The organism is Neolewinella maritima (assembly GCF_923081025.1).
GTDB lineage: Bacteria > Bacteroidota > Bacteroidia > Chitinophagales > Saprospiraceae > Neolewinella > Neolewinella maritima.
Genome location: NZ_CAKLPZ010000002.1, coordinates 691,872 through 708,700 on the forward strand (window position 1 = coordinate 691,872; position 16,829 = coordinate 708,700).

General features: G+C 56.1%; 19 protein-coding genes and 1 tRNA gene. 11 read left to right on the forward strand and 9 right to left on the reverse strand.

Features of this window, described 5'->3' with window-relative positions:
* The first annotated feature begins 177 nt into the window (after positions 1 to 177).
* Both MJQ68_RS11230 and secG read left to right on the forward strand, forming a co-directional pair.
* Entirely contained in the window at positions 178 to 1,044 is an 867-nt protein-coding gene (locus MJQ68_RS11230) for a hypothetical protein (protein ID WP_238751205.1), read from the forward strand.
* A gap of 1 nt (position 1,045) precedes the next feature.
* Positions 1,046 to 1,309 carry a preprotein translocase subunit SecG gene (gene secG, locus MJQ68_RS11235; protein WP_238751206.1) on the forward strand — a complete coding sequence of 88 codons (264 nt, stop codon included), beginning with the start codon at positions 1,046 to 1,048 and terminating at the stop codon, positions 1,307 to 1,309.
* Positions 1,310 to 1,425: 116 nt separating this feature from the next.
* Here the strand turns inward: secG and MJQ68_RS11240 are convergent, their stop codons facing one another.
* From MJQ68_RS11240 to MJQ68_RS11260, 5 genes are all read right to left on the reverse strand, one after another.
* Positions 1,426 to 3,357: a sodium:solute symporter family transporter gene (locus MJQ68_RS11240; RefSeq protein ID WP_238751207.1), complete on the reverse strand. Its 1,932-nt coding sequence runs from the start codon at positions 3,355 to 3,357 to the stop codon at positions 1,426 to 1,428.
* A gap of 209 nt (positions 3,358 to 3,566) precedes the next feature.
* Positions 3,567 to 3,953, reverse strand: coding sequence for a PRC-barrel domain-containing protein (locus tag MJQ68_RS11245; protein ID WP_238751208.1), 387 nt, complete (start codon positions 3,951 to 3,953; stop codon positions 3,567 to 3,569).
* Positions 3,954 to 3,959: 6 nt separating this feature from the next.
* Positions 3,960 to 4,415, reverse strand: coding sequence for a hypothetical protein (locus tag MJQ68_RS11250; RefSeq protein ID WP_238751209.1), 456 nt, complete (start codon positions 4,413 to 4,415; stop codon positions 3,960 to 3,962).
* A gap of 3 nt (positions 4,416 to 4,418) precedes the next feature.
* Entirely contained in the window at positions 4,419 to 4,787 is a 369-nt protein-coding gene (locus tag MJQ68_RS11255) for a hypothetical protein (RefSeq protein WP_238751210.1), read from the reverse strand.
* 90 nt (positions 4,788 to 4,877) lie between these two features.
* Positions 4,878 to 5,360: a hypothetical protein gene (locus MJQ68_RS11260; RefSeq protein WP_238751211.1), complete on the reverse strand. Its 483-nt coding sequence runs from the start codon at positions 5,358 to 5,360 to the stop codon at positions 4,878 to 4,880.
* 229 nt (positions 5,361 to 5,589) lie between these two features.
* Between MJQ68_RS11260 and MJQ68_RS11265 the strand changes: the two genes are divergently transcribed.
* Entirely contained in the window at positions 5,590 to 6,108 is a 519-nt protein-coding gene (locus MJQ68_RS11265; protein WP_238751212.1) for a helix-turn-helix transcriptional regulator, read from the forward strand.
* Here the strand turns inward: MJQ68_RS11265 and MJQ68_RS11270 are convergent.
* Together MJQ68_RS11270 and MJQ68_RS11275 are read right to left on the reverse strand one after the other, a co-directional pair.
* On the reverse strand, positions 6,105 to 6,638 hold the full coding sequence (locus tag MJQ68_RS11270) for a response regulator transcription factor (protein ID WP_238751213.1): 534 nt from the start codon (positions 6,636 to 6,638) through the stop codon (positions 6,105 to 6,107). The two genes, MJQ68_RS11265 and MJQ68_RS11270, sit on opposite strands and share 4 nt — an antisense overlap.
* Positions 6,639 to 6,655: 17 nt before the next feature.
* Entirely contained in the window at positions 6,656 to 6,979 is a 324-nt protein-coding gene (locus MJQ68_RS11275) for a thioredoxin family protein (RefSeq protein ID WP_238751214.1), read from the reverse strand.
* A gap of 312 nt (positions 6,980 to 7,291) precedes the next feature.
* Here MJQ68_RS11275 and MJQ68_RS11280 point away from each other — a divergent pair, with 312 nt between their 5' ends.
* From MJQ68_RS11280 to rplI, 5 genes are all read left to right on the forward strand, one after another.
* On the forward strand, positions 7,292 to 7,804 hold the full coding sequence (locus tag MJQ68_RS11280; protein ID WP_238751215.1) for an RNA polymerase sigma factor: 513 nt from the start codon (positions 7,292 to 7,294) through the stop codon (positions 7,802 to 7,804).
* A gap of 263 nt (positions 7,805 to 8,067) precedes the next feature.
* Positions 8,068 to 9,051 (forward strand): M23 family metallopeptidase, encoded by a 984-nt coding sequence (locus MJQ68_RS11285; RefSeq protein WP_238751216.1) that lies wholly within the window; start codon positions 8,068 to 8,070, stop codon positions 9,049 to 9,051.
* A gap of 205 nt (positions 9,052 to 9,256) precedes the next feature.
* On the forward strand, positions 9,257 to 9,727 hold the full coding sequence (gene rpsF / locus MJQ68_RS11290; RefSeq protein WP_238751217.1) for a 30S ribosomal protein S6: 471 nt from the start codon (positions 9,257 to 9,259) through the stop codon (positions 9,725 to 9,727).
* 30 nt (positions 9,728 to 9,757) lie between these two features.
* Positions 9,758 to 10,024 carry a 30S ribosomal protein S18 gene (rpsR, locus tag MJQ68_RS11295; RefSeq protein WP_238751218.1) on the forward strand — a complete coding sequence of 89 codons (267 nt, stop codon included), beginning with the start codon at positions 9,758 to 9,760 and terminating at the stop codon, positions 10,022 to 10,024.
* A 145-nt stretch (positions 10,025 to 10,169) separates the two neighbouring features.
* Positions 10,170 to 10,616, forward strand: a complete 447-nt coding sequence (rplI, locus tag MJQ68_RS11300) for a 50S ribosomal protein L9 (RefSeq protein ID WP_238751219.1) — start codon at positions 10,170 to 10,172, stop codon at positions 10,614 to 10,616.
* A gap of 9 nt (positions 10,617 to 10,625) precedes the next feature.
* Here rplI and MJQ68_RS11305 read toward each other — a convergent pair whose 3' ends face one another.
* A complete protein-coding gene (locus tag MJQ68_RS11305) occupies positions 10,626 to 11,594 on the reverse strand; it encodes a KpsF/GutQ family sugar-phosphate isomerase (protein ID WP_238751220.1) in 969 nt (322 codons plus the stop codon).
* Between the two features lie 250 nt (positions 11,595 to 11,844).
* On the opposite strand from MJQ68_RS11305, the gene recQ reads away from it, so the two are divergent.
* Positions 11,845 to 14,061 carry a DNA helicase RecQ gene (gene recQ, locus MJQ68_RS11310; protein ID WP_238751221.1) on the forward strand — a complete coding sequence of 739 codons (2,217 nt, stop codon included), beginning with the start codon at positions 11,845 to 11,847 and terminating at the stop codon, positions 14,059 to 14,061.
* An 89-nt stretch (positions 14,062 to 14,150) separates the two neighbouring features.
* On the opposite strand, the gene MJQ68_RS11315 is transcribed toward recQ, so the two are convergent.
* A tRNA-Ser gene (locus MJQ68_RS11315) sits at positions 14,151 to 14,238 on the reverse strand.
* A gap of 157 nt (positions 14,239 to 14,395) precedes the next feature.
* Between MJQ68_RS11315 and dprA the strand changes: the two genes are divergently transcribed.
* Both dprA and MJQ68_RS11325 read left to right on the forward strand, forming a co-directional pair.
* Complete coding sequence (gene dprA / locus MJQ68_RS11320) at positions 14,396 to 15,496, forward strand: DNA-processing protein DprA (RefSeq protein ID WP_238751222.1); 1,101 nt, start codon at positions 14,396 to 14,398, stop codon at positions 15,494 to 15,496.
* A 62-nt stretch (positions 15,497 to 15,558) separates the two neighbouring features.
* Entirely contained in the window at positions 15,559 to 16,770 is a 1,212-nt protein-coding gene (locus tag MJQ68_RS11325; protein ID WP_238751223.1) for an alkaline phosphatase, read from the forward strand.
* Positions 16,771 to 16,829 lie beyond the last annotated feature (59 nt).

Consider the following 16,829-nt stretch of genomic DNA (forward strand, 5'->3'; position numbering starts at 1 on the left):
GATCTTTAGGGTAGAGGTAGGTGTTTAATCGTTTATCGATTACAAAGATAGCAACATAATCCGGAAAGGACCGCTAATGTTCCATAGAAAAGAAGTTTTTTTGAAATTGGTTGACCAGAACGGTACTTTGTGGAGACGGCAGGGATGCACGACCTTCGACCTGTAGGATTACACGCTATGAACGCCCAAGATTTTTTGCATTATTTGGAACAGCCCGACCTACTGGCCAGCCTGCCGCTCTCTGATCTGATCGACTTATCCGAGCGGTACCCCTATGCACCGAACGTACATCTGCTGACGGCCCTACGGGCAAAGAAAGAGCAGCATCCTGAACTGGAGCACTACCTCAGCCGCTTTGCCGCCGCCACCTTCGACCGCCCCCACCTATATAATCTGCTGCACCGGATGGACCAACGCGTCAGTGAGGCAGACGACACCCTGGAACTCATCGCCCTGGATGAGCTGGAGCTCGCTCCCCTGACCCACAGCCCGGCCCCGCCACAGGCCGCCGAAGCGCTGCCCTCCCGGCTCAACCGCGTACCGCCAAAACCTACACCACCACCGCCGCCGCCACCAATACGTGGTGATGAGGGGGAAGATGTCAGGCCAAGCAGGACGCCGCCGTCCGAACGGTCCGGTCCTGTGTCGACACCGTCCGAATGGGTAGCCACCGCCGCTGCATTCCACGGCTTGTATTCCTCCTCAGCAGGCCGGTCAAGGGCTACTCTACCCGCCCTGGAAAGCAGCGCTGGAGCCGCACCCCAGGATGCGTCGGTGTTTACACCCATCGCGGCCAAGTACCGGGCTGCGATGGCCCTGCGATCGCGGCTGGAGCAGCTACGGATGCAGCGTGCACAAGCACGCAGCGTAACGGAGGGTGACCCGGTGCCGGAGGGTATTGTGAGTGAAACGCTGGCTGAGTTGCTCGTGCGGCAGGAGCAATACCACCACGCCATACGGATGTATCAGCGGCTGGTCTTGCTTTATCCGCAGAAAAAACCGATCTTTGCCGGCCGCATCCAAGAATTGAGGGAAAAAATATAATATGGTCAATCTGCTCACTATCCTGACTGGCGTCGTCTGCTTGCTGCTGATGCTCGTCGTCCTCATCCAGAATCCCAAGGGCGGGGGCATCGACTCTACCTTCGGTGGGGGACAAGCCAACCAGATGCTAGGCGCCTCGAAATCTACCGATGTGATCGAGAAAGTCACCTGGGGACTTGCCATCGCGCTATTCACCCTATGTATCCTCACTGCACTGGCCGTTAGTTCTGTAGGGTCCGGCCCGATTCTGGACGCTAACTTCTAAGCTGCCCTATACCGGCGCAGTTACTTAAACGCCCCCGCTTCCTACAGGAAGCGGGGGCGTTTTGCGTGTAGTAGCCCCCCTCCCGACCCGGTCGGGAGGGGAGGAGCCTCAGGTGGCTAGGACAGGAAGGTATACACGAACGCCAGGACCAGAATGATCGCGATGGCGGCGATATTGAAGCCCATCCGGGTGCGGAACATCGCCGGGTCGAGGTCGATGGCCTTGTAGTCGTCGGCGGACTTATCCGTATAGATCAGCGCGATCACGATCAGGGAGAGGACCACGAAGATGATGCCCATGGAGGTGGGTACTCCGGGCACGGGTTGCAACAGTAGGCGGATACCGGTAGCCAGGCCGATACCGATTACGGCGATCGACAGTCCGTTGCGCAGCTTCGAGTCACGGATCAGCTTACCAGCTAGTGCGTGTTTCTCCTGCGGGCCGTAGCCGGCATCCATCACGTCGGCCGCTACCCGCTCGTCTTCACTCTTGCCGGTCATGGCACTGATGATGACCATCAGAGCCGCCGAGATCAGGAAGATGAAGGCCATGCGATCCAGGAACGGCAAGTCGGGCATTAACTGCTGAAAGGCCCACGATAGAGGTACCGAGGCGAGCACGACTACTAGGGCCGCCTGTGAGGTGCCACGCCGGTAAAAGAAGCCGAAGACGAACACGGTAAGTACTCCCGGACTGATGAAGCCCGTATACTCCTGGATAACCTGGAAGACCTGTCCGGCATTGGCTAGCGCGGGTGCTACGAACGCGCCGATGAGCAGCGCCACGGCGGCGGATAGCTGACCTACCCGTACCTGCCGGCCCTGGGTGGCGGTAGGGTTGATGAACTTGTTGTAAATGTCCATCGTAAAGATGGTAGAGGTCGAATTGACCATCGAGCTGATCGAGGAACCGATCGCCGCCACCAGGGCCGCGAAGGTGAGGCCCTTGAAGCCAACGCCAACGTAATTAGCCAGCACCCAGGGGAAGGCCTGGTCGGCCTTGGTGATGGGCAGGTTAGCCGGGTCCTGCTCGCGCAGCAAGTACCAGGCAGCGATACCGGGCAGTACGGCAAAGAAGGGAATGAAAAGCTTCATGAAGGCGGCGAACGCTACCCCCTTTTGTGCCTCGGCCAAATCCTTGGCGGCCAGTGCCCGCTGGATGATGTACTGGTTGTTGCCCCAGTAGTAGCTGTTCACGATCCACATTCCGCCGAAGAGCAACGCCAAACCGGGCAGCAACTGGAAAGATGACTTTAGCTCATCACCGGGCTGCAGTTGAGTAGGCGTACCGTCCGGCGCTAGTCCGGTAGAGAGCTCGTGTGCATTGGCTACATCGAGGTAAGTATCTCCGGGCTCGAAGAGCATCTCGAAGTGATCGGGCAGGGTAGCTGCGAGATTGGAGACACCGGTCAGGACACTGCCGTCGCCTACTACCTCCAGGATGCCGTAGGCGGCTACTGTGCCGCCGACCATCAGGACCACGACCTGTACGACGTCCGTCCAGACCACCGCCTTGAGTCCTCCAAAGATGGAAAAGGAGGCGGAGTACAACACCAGTCCGATGATACCGTATATAAGGTCTACCCCCAGCAGCGTTTCGATGGCCAGCGCGCCGAGGTATAGCACGGTAGCGATGTTGACAAACACAAAGAGCGCCAGCCAGAAGACCGACATGATCGTACGCACCGTCCCGTCGTAACGCTCCTCCAGGAACTGCGGCATGGTATAGATCTCCTTCTTAAGGAATACGGGCAGGAAGAACTTGGCGACCAGGATCAACGTGATGGCCGCCATGAGCTCATACGTAGCAATGGCCAGGCCTAGCTCGAAGCCCGAGCCGTTCATCCCGATGATCTGCTCGGCCGAGATATTGGAGGCGATCAGCGAGCCCCCTACGGCCCACCAGGGCAGGCTGCGGCTGGCCAGAAAGTAGTCGCTGGCCGTACTGGTCTTTTCTCGATTTGCGATCCACACACCGAATCCGATGACCGCTACGATGTACACGGCGAATATGATCGTATCGATCGTACCTAACTGACCCAATTCCATGACCTGACTTTAGTGAGCACAGCAAACTGCTGCAAAGCGCGGCAATATAGCCCGCAACCATCACTTAAACGGCGCAGCGTTGGGGGAAGCACCACTTACAGGAGCCGAAGACACGGGACCGTAGCAGTACGCATCTCCCGTCTTACGCCGACGACTCGCCCAGCTAGTTCAGACGGGTGGGCGGGGCCGCGGGTGCAAAGAACTATACGCTACTCGTTGTCGCTACGGTGGGTGGCGGTAGCAGTGTGCTGGGAGATATACCGCTTGAACTCTACCGCGTCATGAACGTCGAGCTCGTCATAGGGCTGAGGTAAGTCGAGAAGGAAGGCATGGGTGTCCTTGCCGATCTTAGGGTTGAAGACCAGTTGTTGCTGTGTACCCTGAAAGTAAAAATAGGAGGGATGGATAGCAAAGGCGGACGGGGGGTCGCGCGTAGTGTCTGGATTGACCACCTTGTCGGGTGATACGATCAGGTAGGTAAGCTTGCCGCTGTCCTTATTCCATATCGCATCGGTCACCACGGCCAGTTGACTACCCTCGACGCTGTGTACTACCGCACCGATGATTGTAGCTAGGGAGAAGATCGGTCCCGACATGGTGGCTTACTTCCGTACCGCAGCGCGCTTTGCACGCTGTGCTGCTTCTTTGGCCTTTTGTGAGTTTATGGTACCTATTACAGCCTGAACAATGGGAACCAGTACGCGACCTAGCCCAATGATGGTGGTCAGTCGCTTGACCCGGCTACGCTTAGGTGGGTGAGCGCGTTTGTCTCCACGGTAAGGCTTGCCATCCGGGTACTCGTGAATGACGCGAGTTTCCTTGACGACAGGCATCTTCTTACTGGCAGATCCCGAGGCTAGATTTACTAAAGCGAGGATACCAACCAGTGCACCTCCGGCGGGCAGCGCTACATTCTTCAGTAGAAACTTGCCGGCGTTGCCCTTCGTCGTACCGATCGAGTGGGCAAACTCGCGCTTGGCCAGTTCTGCCTCCATCCGTATTTCTTTCTTGCGGCGCCGTAACTCGTCGAGGCTCGTGATTTTTGACTTGCGTATCATCGGTTAAATTTCTTTTCCATCATGAGCGAAAAATGCGGAGATCACCTTACTCACGGTGGGGTTGACTATGAGGGTCTTGCGCAGGAACAGTACGAATAGGAAGATCAGCAGCAGAATGAGCGTTACCAGGCCAAAACCATAGACACTATCATCGAATGCCTGTACCAAGGCAAAACCGAGCGTTATGAGGGCGAAGATCAGGGTGATCAGACCGATCACGGCGAGTATGATAGCGGTGATCAGACCCGAAACCACGCCCGCCGATGTTTCGGCAGCGCTCAGTTTATAGTACTCAATTTTCTTTTCGACCAAGCGGTTAACGTAGCCGTAGCCTTCACCGAGTTGTTCCAGTAATTCTTCTTTGGGCTGCATGTGGGGAGTTTAAATAAAACGGCCATGCAGTGACATCGTACAGTGCATGGCCGTAGGGGTAAAGGCGTACAGTGCGCCCGGGCGGTTGGATTAGCTATTCTTCTCGATGGTATTGTCTATCCGCTCGCGGTTTTCGTCCATCTTCCGCTCCGCCTTGTTCACGCCGCGGTTGAAGCTACTCTCCAGGTTGGACGTAGCAGATTTAGCAGCATCGCTGGTGGCAGCGGCCTTTTTATCCACGGTTTCTTTGACGGTTTCGGCCTGCTTGGATGCCCACTGCTTGCCTTCTTCCAGTTTGACTTTAGCCTGAGCCGTCAGATCGTTGGTCTTAACCTTGGCATCGGTGAGGTATTCCTGACCCTTGGTCTTAGCGGTTTCCACCAGTTCCTGGCCCTTAGTCTTGGCCTGTTCGGTATAGGTAGTAACCTGGTTGCCGTACTCATCAAATTGCGCCTTCGCTTTGCGCTGCATGGAGCGGCCTTCGTTAGAGTTGAGGTAGTACCCTACGGCAATACCTGTGAGCAGGCCAAAACCGAGCGCCCACCCCTTGCCGGAACTATTATTGTCATTCATCGTGAGGATAATTTTAAGGTAGTGAACATCGACATGACGTTCATCTAATAGATCGCAGCGTCAACTGATTTTGTTCATTGATCCCGCCCATCCATGGCCCGGTAGCCCGTTTTTGTGCTCACTTGTGATTAAAGTGACCAATTTGCGCACAACACGTCAGAAAACCGGCGTTACCCACTTATCTTGGCCACTTTACGTCTTTGCTACATTAACCAATAAATCCCCACACGTGAATTTTTTATCCAGCAATCTTCGGTTTCTGCGCAAGCGGCGTAAGCTCTCTCAGCAGCAATTAGCCGACGATTTGGGGGTGAAGCGCAGCAACATCGCTGCCTACGAAACCAAGAACGTAGAACCCCGTCTGGCATTGATCAATGATATTGCTCGCTACTTCGAGATGCCACTCGAACACCTCATTATGACTAACCTGACTGCCATCGAACCGGAGGAACTCTCCGTGGTGGCTAACGGGGGAAACGCTCTTACGGTAGACTCGGTCACGGAGATCAAGGAAGTGTCGGATAAGATCAAGCGCGTGCTTGACGGCTTCCGTATCTTCTACGAGTTCAAGCGAGAAATGAATGATCCCGCCCAGCTGGGCTCGGACGGCGACATCGAAAACTTCCTCGTTTTTATCAACCACATGTCAGAGTACAATAAGCTCATCGAGCAGCGGGTAAGTCCCGTAAGTATCGTACCCCCCGTATCCCAACAGTTGGGGCAGACCAGTGTAGACAGCAACCGCTAGGCCAGGTCATCCGCTACCTGCTGTAGACTCAGGGCGATCTCGTCGCTCCCCGCAAAATTGAGCTGACGCAGCTGGGCAATGCTCTTGCGAAGCTTGATCTGTACGTTGCGACGGCGCTCCCAATCTTGCTCACGCTGCTCGGTCTTTTCCTTGTTTTGCGTCATGATCTGACCCATCAACTCCGGCAGGTTGCGCAGATTCTCCTTCAGCAGGTAACCCGATGCACCGGTCAGTACGGCTTCGGCCACTTTCTCTTCATCGTTGAGGATGCCCGTAATGAAGATGAAGGGGGTGCTGTCCAGGTGCTCTCTGACGTAGAGTAGCGCCTCCAGTCCGTTCATGTCCGGCAGGTTGTAGTCAGATAGTACGATGTCGGGCTGAAACGTCACTACTTTGCTCTCGAACTCGCTGCGGTTGCGGGCAACCGCGAACAGTACGGCCGCTCGGTACTTCCTTACTTGCCGCTTGACCAGTTCCAGGTCGACGGGCATGTCTTCCAGGATGAATACTTTGAAAATTTCGTCACTCACGGGTAGTACGGTTTGACTTACGAATAGCGCTCGATTAGCTCGATAATTCCCCTGCCCCCGACAGCGCCCTGTAGCCGGTCGATCAACTCGCCATCCCGTACAAATAAGAGGCCGGGGGGGGTGGTGACGTTAAAAATCTTACAGATACGGGGCGACTTTTCAACGTCTGCCACACCGAAATGCACGTTGCCGTACCTGGTCGTCAGGCCCTCCAGTAGCGTTCGCATAATCACTCCGTGACCGTCCCAGGTAGAGGTGATCAGCAGCAGCGTGAGCTCCGAACGTGTGAGGAGCTCCGCAATCTTGGAGTCGTTGATATGGCTTAGCTGATGACCTTGCATTGCAGGGTAGAACGGTAGGGAGCACTGTGCGAGTGAGAGGATAGATTTGGTCGATTAACGAGGTCACCGTGAGCATGTTCGCGGGGAAGGGACATTGTTGGACCCCGCCATTCTAATGTGGGGACTGTCGGGTAACTAGCAGGGATAATAAGGACTGTATTTAGTCAGTTGGTGAAATGAAAGTGCATAATTCGCCATGGCACTAATGCGTAATAATTTGTAAATCAATAACTTACGTGCATGGCATAATCTTTGATAGTAGTTAGGATGAGTGCATTGAGATCACCTTACACACATTATTCCAGTTTTAGTATGACCAACCAGCAATTTATGTCCGAGATGAATCGTCTCGAGAACATACTTTTTTCCTTTGCACTCCGCCTTACCCGTAATTACGAAGACGCCCAGGATCTCATGCAGGAGACGATCTTCCGTGCCTACAAGCACCGGGATAAGTTTGCCATGGGGACTAACTTCAAAAGCTGGTCGTCCACCATCATGCGCAACACCTACATCAACCGGTACCGGAAGATGAAGAGCCGCAAGCACGTCAACGAACCCGTAGAAAGTTTCCTGTTCGCCGTAGAGAACAAGAGTGCCATCGCCAATGGTGGAGAGATGAACATGCGCATGGAAGAGCTGGAAGACAAGCTGCGCCAGATCAGCGAGATCTACAGCGTACCCTTCCTGATGTTCTACCGGGGCTACGAGTACAAAGAGATCGCCAGCTACCTGAATATTCCCATTGGTACGGTGAAGAGCCGCATCTTCCTGGCGCGTAAGAAGCTGAAGGTCCTGATCGGAGAACGTCCCGCCGCCCTTTAGTCTGTTTAACGTTTCATTTGCTGAACCAAATAAGTGTAAGATATAGGGATGTGGCTAGTTTAGCTCTTCTTATCACTTATACGATGATATAACGCTCAACTTAATTTCGGTTAGCTTGTAGCGTTACGCACACATACCTTACTTTCGCCACCCCATGAATGTGGTGGTGCGTGTAAGTCGTGCCGTGCGATTCATGCCGTTTCACCAGATCAACAAACCAACGTTGTGGTGTAAGCGGTCTTTTTTGGTCTAAGCTTTCCTTAATGAGGCGTGAAAAATTTGTATTCAACCAGCGCACCCTGCAGTACGAGCGGGTCGTAGAGCCGCTGAGTTTCACCTTACTCCGCACCTTCGGCTTCCTCTGTGCAGCCATCCTGACCGGCCTACTCTTCATGGCCGCGGTACACCGGTACTTTCCCAGCCCGAGTGAGCGTATGCTCAAGCAAGAGCTCGAGATCGCCCGGACGGAAAACGAAGCCCTTTCCCAACAGTTTGACGAGCTTTCCGGTGTTGTCGCTCACCTCCATGAGCGTAGTAACAACACCGTACGCTTAGCCCTGCGGATGGATCCCGTAGACGATGATGTGTTCGGAGGCGGTAAGGGTGGTCATGATGCCTACGACGATCTGCGCAGCTTCCCCAACGTAGGTAGCCACATGGCCGCACTACGGGAGCGAGTGGATCGTCTGCGCTATCAGGTAGATCTCCAGAGCCGCTCCATCGATGAGGTAGCCGACGCAGCCCTACAGAAGGAAGATATGCTGGCCTCCATTCCCAGTATCAAGCCGATCCGCAGTGACCGCTTCGTCAAGCGGCTGGAGAACCTGAGTGGGTTTGGCTTTCGGATCCATCCGATCCTGGGCGTCAACAAGATGCACTACGGTATCGACTTTAACTGCGCCAAGGGTACTGAGATCCAGGCCTCGGGAAGAGGCACGGTCGTCTCGGCCGGCGAGGTGTCGGGCTACGGCAAGAGCGTGGTGATCGACCACGGTTACGGCTTCAAGTCCCGCTACGCACACATGAGTAGTATCAAGGTGAAGAAGGGACAGCGGGTAAATCGTGGTCATCTACTGGGCCTGGTGGGAAGCACCGGCCAAAGCACTGGAGATCACCTGCACTACGAAATCGAAAAGGACGGAGAGAAAGTAGACCCCATCCAGTACTGCTACGACGGTTTATCGACCGAGGAGTACCAGGAATTGGTTGCCGCTTCGCGGGAGATCAATATGTCCTTTGATGAATAATTAGGGATTTCTTTACAACCAACCTATGTTTAAGGGCGGCCAGCTGATCTGGCCGCCCTTCTTTCGTCACAGTGCACCCGCGAGCCCCGCCCGATATAAGTTTGTACAGCTGGCGAAAAAGTGTATCTTTGCACCCGCTTTGGACCTACCTACCGGTCCGGAGCTTGCGAAACCATTTGTTTAACTAATCAGTACACCTGATCCGATGAGAAATTACGAAACTACTTTCATCGTAGACCCCGTGCTGTCGGGGGAAGAGATTAAAGCGACAGCTCAGGCGTACGTAGACACCCTCCAGAAGGAGGGCTGTGAGATTGTCTTTGTAGATGAAATGGGCCTGCGCACGCTGGCCTACGACATCAACAAGCGCAACAACGGAGTCTACTACTGTGTGGAGTATACCGCTCCAAACGGCGCCTTTCTGAACAACTACGAACTTGGCATGCGACGCGACGAGCGTATCCTGCGCTTCCTCACGGTCGCGCTCGATAAGTACGGCGTACAGTACAATGCCGACAAGCGCGCCGGTAAGATCGGCAAGGCGAAGCGGCACAAGCAGGAAAAGCCCGCCAAGAACGAGCCCGCCGCCCACGGCATCAGCCGCAAGAAGGCCGACAGCCCCCACCTCACCGGTGTGCCCTCGGGCGACGCCGAATCCTTCAAGGAAGAGGAGTAACCACAGTAGTAACTACAAAAACAATTCATCATGGCTAGTCGCGATGATATCAAGTTCCTCTCGAACCCTAAGATCGGAGGACGCAGAAAGAAGTATTGCCGTTTCCGGCGCTTCGGTATCAAGTACATCGATTACAAGGATCCTGACTTCCTCCTCACCTTCGTGAACGAGCAGGGTAAGATCCTCCCCCGCCGCATTACCGGCAACTCCCTTAAGTACCAGCGCAAGATGGCCTCGGCCATCAAGCGGGCCCGCCACCTGGCGATGCTACCGTACGTAACGGACCTTCTTAAGTAGTAAGGGGCTAAGGAGTTAAGGGGTTAGGGACTGTTGTGATACGAGCCTTAACCCCTCAACTCCTTTATCCCCTAACCCCTTGAACTAACTAACCGGCATATACCACGGGGTACCGCCCCTAAAAGCCGGGACAACATATCATACCATGAAGGTAATTATGCTGCAAGACGTCGAGAAAGTCGGCGATAAGCACGAAGTCATCGAGGTAAAAGCCGGTTTCGGCCGCAACTACCTCCTCCCCCGCGGACTGGCCATTATCGGCAACAAGTCTAACATGGGCCGTCTCAACGAGATGATCCGCCGTGAGAATGCGCAGGAGCAGAAGAAGCTTGACGTATACCGCGACATCGCCAAGAAGCTCCAGGGCAAGACCCTGCGGGTGAACGCCAAGTCGGGCACCAGCGGCCGTATTTTCGGATCGATCACCCAACTCCAGATCCGCAACCTGCTCCAGGAGCAGTTCGGCGTAGACGTAGAGCGGCGCAAGATCGTGCTACCCGAAGAGGCCAAGGACCTCGGTACCTACCAGTTCACCATGCGGCTGCACCCAGAAGTAGTGCAGGAGATGGATATGGAATTGGTCCAGGGCTAAGCCACTTCCTCAGATAAGACCTTCGCGGACAATGTCGTGGATGTGGATCATTCCCAGGTAGATCCCATGTTCATTCAGGACGATCAACTGGCTGATGCTGTTTTCTTGCATCAGACTGGCGGCCTGTACGACCAGCGCGTCAGCGCGTACGCACCTGGGTTGGGGCGTCATGATATCCTGGGCCGTCAGTTGGTCGATGTCGCGGCGCGCGTTAAGTAGCCGACGGATGTCACCATCCGTGATGATTCCCAGAAACTTATCGGTCGTGCGATCTACTACGGCCGTGGCTCCGAGCCGACCCGTAGTCATGGCCAGTAGCGTATCCTTCAGCGAAGCGGTGGGGTAGATGCTTGGTTTGGCATTGTGCCGGTAGAGATCGTCTACCCGGAGGTATAATTGCTTACCCAGCGCACCGCCGGGGTGAAAGCGGGCGAAATCGTCCGTCGAAAACCCCCGCAGGGCAAGCAGGGAAGTTGCCAGGGCGTCTCCCATGGCCATCATCAGTGTCGTGCTGGTAGTAGGGGCGAGGCCGTTAGGATCCGCCTCCCGCTCGAAGGGGACTAGCAGGAGATGGTCCGCCCGTCGGGCCAGAGTGGATTCCCCCGCGCTGGTCATAGCGATGAGCGTGTTGCCTAGGTTGCGGACCAGCAGGGCCAGTAGTTCGATCTCGGCCGTCTCTCCACTGCGGCTCAACGCTAGTACGACATCCGTAGGCTGCACCATACCGATATCTCCGTGGATTGCGTCCCCGGCGTGTAAAAAGAATGCGGGAGAACCGGTAGAATTCAGTGTGGCAACAATCTTTTGGGCCACTAAGGCGGTTTTACCTACACCCGTAACGATGATGCGACCGTGCTCTTCGTGGATCGCTTCCACGCTGCGTCGGAAGTCATCTCCAATACTCGCGGCCAACTTACTGAGGGCCTCCGCCTCGATGGATAGGGTTTCCCGGGCGGTGCGTTGTATAAGATCTTCCACCCCTAGCTTTGGTGGCGGATTATGGAAAGAAGGGGAGAATTGTACATGACTTTGAGAGATTTCGATCGTCTGATCCTTGAACTACTGGGGGAAACCCGTACTTTACTGTTAAGGGTTTATACAATAGACGTCAAGACATTTAAAACCCGCGCCTGAGTAGAAAATTATTACGTTCCGGACACCACTGCGCTTCAGCAGGTAGGGTGCTGGGGGTAAATGTAGTTCAGCCTAAGAACAAAGCGATAACACCATGACCGCAAAAGCGTCAGTAAACTTTCTTGAGGAAGCACTAGCCGATACGTTCGGCTTCGATACCTTTAAGGGCCATCAGGAGGCGATCATCCAGTCCCTCTTCGATGGGAAAGATACCTTCGTCATCATGCCCACCGGCGGCGGAAAGAGTCTCTGCTACCAGCTGCCGGGTATTATGATGGATGGCTGCGCCCTGGTCATTTCCCCGCTCATCGCCCTGATGAAGAACCAGGTAGACTCCATCCGCTCCCACGGAGACAGCGATGAGGTAGCCCACTTCCTGAACTCTTCGCTGTCCAAGACACAAATGCGGCAGGTGAAGGAAGACATCACGGCGGGCAAGACCAAGCTGCTCTTCGTAGCGCCCGAAACCCTGACGAAGGAGGAGAATATCGAGTACTTCCGCGAATCCAAGATCTCCTTCGTTGCCATCGACGAAGCACACTGTATCTCAGAGTGGGGCCACGACTTCCGCCCCGAGTACCGCCGTATCCGGGAGATGCTGGACATGATTGGCCACGATATCCCCATCATCGCCCTCACGGCTACCGCTACTCCCAAGGTGCAGTCGGACATCGTGAAGAACCTCCGCATGGGGGATGATCAGAATACCTTCATCTCCTCCTTCAACCGCGACAACCTCTACTATGAGGTGCGCCCCAAGGGGAAGAAGGAGTACACCTTCCGTCAGATCATCAAGATCGTCAAGGAGATGCCCGATCAGTCGGGTATTGTCTACGTGCAGAGCCGAAAGTCCGCCGAGGAGATCGCCCAGGCCCTGGTCGTTAACGGCGTCAAGGCCGCTCCCTACCACGCCGGACTAGACCCCAAGACCCGCTCCCGCACCCAGGACCAGTTCCTGATGGAAGACATCGACGTGATCTGCGCTACGATCGCCTTCGGGATGGGCATTGATAAGCCCGACGTACGCTTCGTGATGCACTACGATATCCCGAAGTCCATCGAAAACTACTACCAGGAGACCGGCCGTGCCGGTCGCGACGGACTGGGTGGCCGCTGCGTTGCCTTCTACGCCTACAAAGACATCCTGAAGCTCGAGAAATTCCTGCGCGATAAGCCCCTGATGGAGCGCGAAATGGGGGTGCAGCTCATGCAGGAGGTGATGGCCTATTCGGAGACTACGGCCTGCCGCAGGCGCTTCCTGCTACACTACTTCGGCGAGGAGTACAAGGAGGAGAACTGCAACAAGATGTGCGACAACTGCCGCCATCCCCGCCAGCGGATCGACGTGACGCAGGAGATTCAGCAGGCCCTACAGGCCGTCAGGTCCCTCGATGAAAACTACCCGCTCAAAACCCTGATCGAGTTCGTACTCGGCGAGGAGACCAAGCAGATGCGGGACTACGACTTTACCAAGCTGCCCGACTTCGGCATCGGCAAGGGGAAGGAAGAGGTCTTCTGGAGCTCCGTGTTCCGGCAGACGCTGCTCAACAATCTAGTGCGCAAGGACATCGAGTCGTACGGTACCATCAAGCTGACCGAAGCCGGGGAAGCTTTCATCAAAAAGCCCACCAAGTTCGAGATACCCATCGACCACGACTTCGAAAAGGAGCTGGCCGAGGATATGCAGGGGGAGGCAGATGATGCAAAGGCTGTCGTGCTCGACAAGCCGCTACTTATCGCCCTCAAGGACCTGCGGAGAAAGGAGGCTAAGCGCCTGAAGATCCCTCCCTTCGTAATTTTTCAGGATCCCACCCTGGTGGATATGGCTACCCGCTATCCCGTGGACCTGGAGGAGATGAAAAACATCCACGGCGTCAGCATCGGAAAGGCCCGGCGCTACGCCACTCCCTTCCTCATCCTGATCGAGAAGTACTGCGAGGAGAACGATATCACCCGTCCCTCCGAATTTGTCGTTAAGCAGGTCGCTAACAAGTCTAAGACCAAGGTCAATATCATCCAGGGCGTAGACCGTAAGCTGCCACTCGAAGACATCGCCAGCGGCAACCAGCTCAGCATGGACGAGTTGCTCAGTGAGATGGTCGTCATCGTCTCCTCCGGCACCAAGCTCAATATCGACTACTACATCGAGGAGGAGGTCGACGAGTACAGCCTGGAGGAAACCTACGAGCACTTCATGAACGCCGAGACGGACGATCCCGATCTGGCCTTCCAGGAGCTCAAAGAAGATGACGTGACCCTGGACGAGATCAAGCTCGTACGGATCAAGTTCCTCAGCGAGATGGCTAACTAGGGATACGTACATCCCAGTAAGTCGCCGCGAACGCAGGTGCAATGAAAAGGCCCGAAGTACCTACGTACTTCGGGCCTTTATCGTGTGAGCGGAGGATGAGGGATTCGAACCCCCGGTACCCGTTAGGATACACCTGATTTCGAATCAGGCACGTTCAACCAGCTCCGCCAATCCTCCGGAGCGGCTGCAAATCTACGACGCTTAATTGAAACTTTTTGTGGTAAATACCGGCCCGTGTCATATCTTTGGGTGACCGCGCTACTCCAATTCTTCTCAGCTCCCTCCCCGTCTTTTTCCCTCCCGTGGTGCAGTTACTGGTTCAGAATAATCCGCTATGACGTCGGAGCAATACGCCGCGGTAGCCCTCAGTCGGGTGCCCGCCATTGGAGCTAAACTTTATCGTACCCTCATCAGGCAGTTCGGCTCGGCCCGGGCCGCACTCGCTGCTCCATCCGCCGACCTCCGTGCGGTGGAAGGCATCGCTGCCAAAACCGCCGCGCATTTCGGTGGGGACCAGCATTACCGGGAGGCGGACCGGGTAGAACAGTTCGCCCGCACGCATCCGCTGCAGATACTGTGCTTCGGAGAAGATGCCTATCCGGACGCGCTGACCGCCTTCGAGTCAGCGCCTGCGGTGCTATATCACTACGGCCAGACGGACTGGTCCAACCCCCATCCGCTAGCCATCATCGGTACCCGTAAGATGAGTAGCTACGGGGGCCGACAGGTAGAGCGTCTGGTCGATCCGCTGCAGGAAATGGGTGCGCTGATCATCAGTGGCCTGGCCTATGGGATAGATATCACAGCCCACCGGCGGGCGCTGCGCGTCGGGCTGCCCACCGTAGCCGTACTGGGTAGTGGCTTCGAGCATATCTATCCCGCTGCGCACCGGCGTACGGCCAGGCAATTGGCGGAGCAGGGTGGGGGACTACTCTCCGAATACGTGCCCTGGCAAACACCCGAACGCGAGCACTTCCCCGCGCGCAACCGCATCGTAGCCATGCTGGCGGCCATGACCGTGGTCGTGGAGTCCAGCTGCTCGGGGGGCTCATTGATTACCGCCAAGATGGCCCGCGACTACGGCAAGCCTGTGGGGGCCTGTCCCGGTAGACCGGGAGATCCAAGCACGGCGGGATGCAACGAGCTGATCAAGTCCGGGCGAGCCCACCTGATCGAGGCAGCCGACGACGTCACCCGCCTGCTGAAATGGGGCGGTACGGCGCAGCAAGCCGCTCAGCTCAAGCTGTTCGACCTTGAAGTGGAGGAGCAGGAGGTCGTACAGCAGGTGCCGGTTGGCGGCAGCATCAGTATCGATGAGTTGCAGCGGCAGTTGGTCCGCCCGCCGGCAGCTCTGGCCGGCACCCTGCTGATGCTGGAAATGAAGGGTATTCTGACGGCACTACCCGGACACCGCTACCGACTTGCTATGGCGTGAAGGTCTAGGCCGAGGAATATGCCGCTCGTGCGGGCTGCGGGCACCATCACTATCTTCACCCCATGAATGGTACCAATGTATTACTGAGTCTCGTAGCCGTGGTTTGCCTGATGGCTTGTCCTCCGGCCCCTTCGCAGACCGTCACCATGCCGGCCGAAGCCGTTCCCCCACCGGCTCCGACGTCTGCCGTTCCGGCCACCACCGCCCCGCCACGCAGAATTCCTGCACCGGCGGTCCCGGCCATGACGCGTGCCGACCGGGGTCCCAAGAATATCATCCTGATGATCGGCGACGGGATGGGTATCTCGCAGATCAGCGCGGGTCTGTACAGCAATAACAATCGGCTTAACCTGGAGCGGTTCCCGGTTATCGGACTGCACAAGAGCTACAGTGGCGACAACCTGATCACGGATTCCGCCGCCGGTGCAACTGCCTTCAGCAGTGGGGTGAAGACCTATAACGGAGCCATCGGCGTGGATATGGATACCCTGCCCGTCACCACGATCCTGGAGATGGCCGAAGCTGCCGGGATGCCCACCGGCTTGGTAGCTACATCTTCCATTGTGCACGCCACACCGGCCTCTTTCTATGCCCACGCCCGCTACCGGAAGAACTACGAGGAGATCGCCGCGGATCTGCTGCATACGGACATCGACCTATTCATCGGCGGCGGATCGAAATTCTTCGAGCGGCGGGAGATGGACACCCTGAATCTGAGCGACGCGCTTCGCCAGGGGGGGAGTACGGTGGCCTCCTTCGTCGATACGGATCTCAAGGACCTGAATGTGGAGAATGCCCGGCGCGTAGCGTATTACTCCGCCGATAGCGAACCCCTGCCCTACAGCCAGGGGCGCGACTACCTGGTCGATGCCAGTAAGCTGGCCGTAGAGTTTCTGCACGTCAAGGATTCATCCGATCTCGGCTTCTTTCTGATGATCGAGGGATCACAGATCGACTGGGGTGGGCACTCCAACGACAGCGACTACATCATCTCCGAGATGCTGGAATTCGATCGGGCGATCGGAGAGGTGCTCAACTTCGCACAGCGCAATGGAGAAACCCTGGTCATCGTGACGGCCGATCATGAGACCGGCGGCTATGCGATTCAAAATGGCTCGGAGATGGGTCGGATCGACGGGGCGTTTACCTCCGACTACCACACGGCTGATCTGATTCCGGTCTTTGCTTACGGGCCCGGCGCGGAGCGTTTTGCTGGTATTTACGAAAATACGGCCGTGTTTGATAAGATGAAGTTGCTCTACGGATTGAAGTGATCGCGCCGCACTCTGAATTTGACGTAACTATAACTACGCCTGGCGTAACTACTGCACCC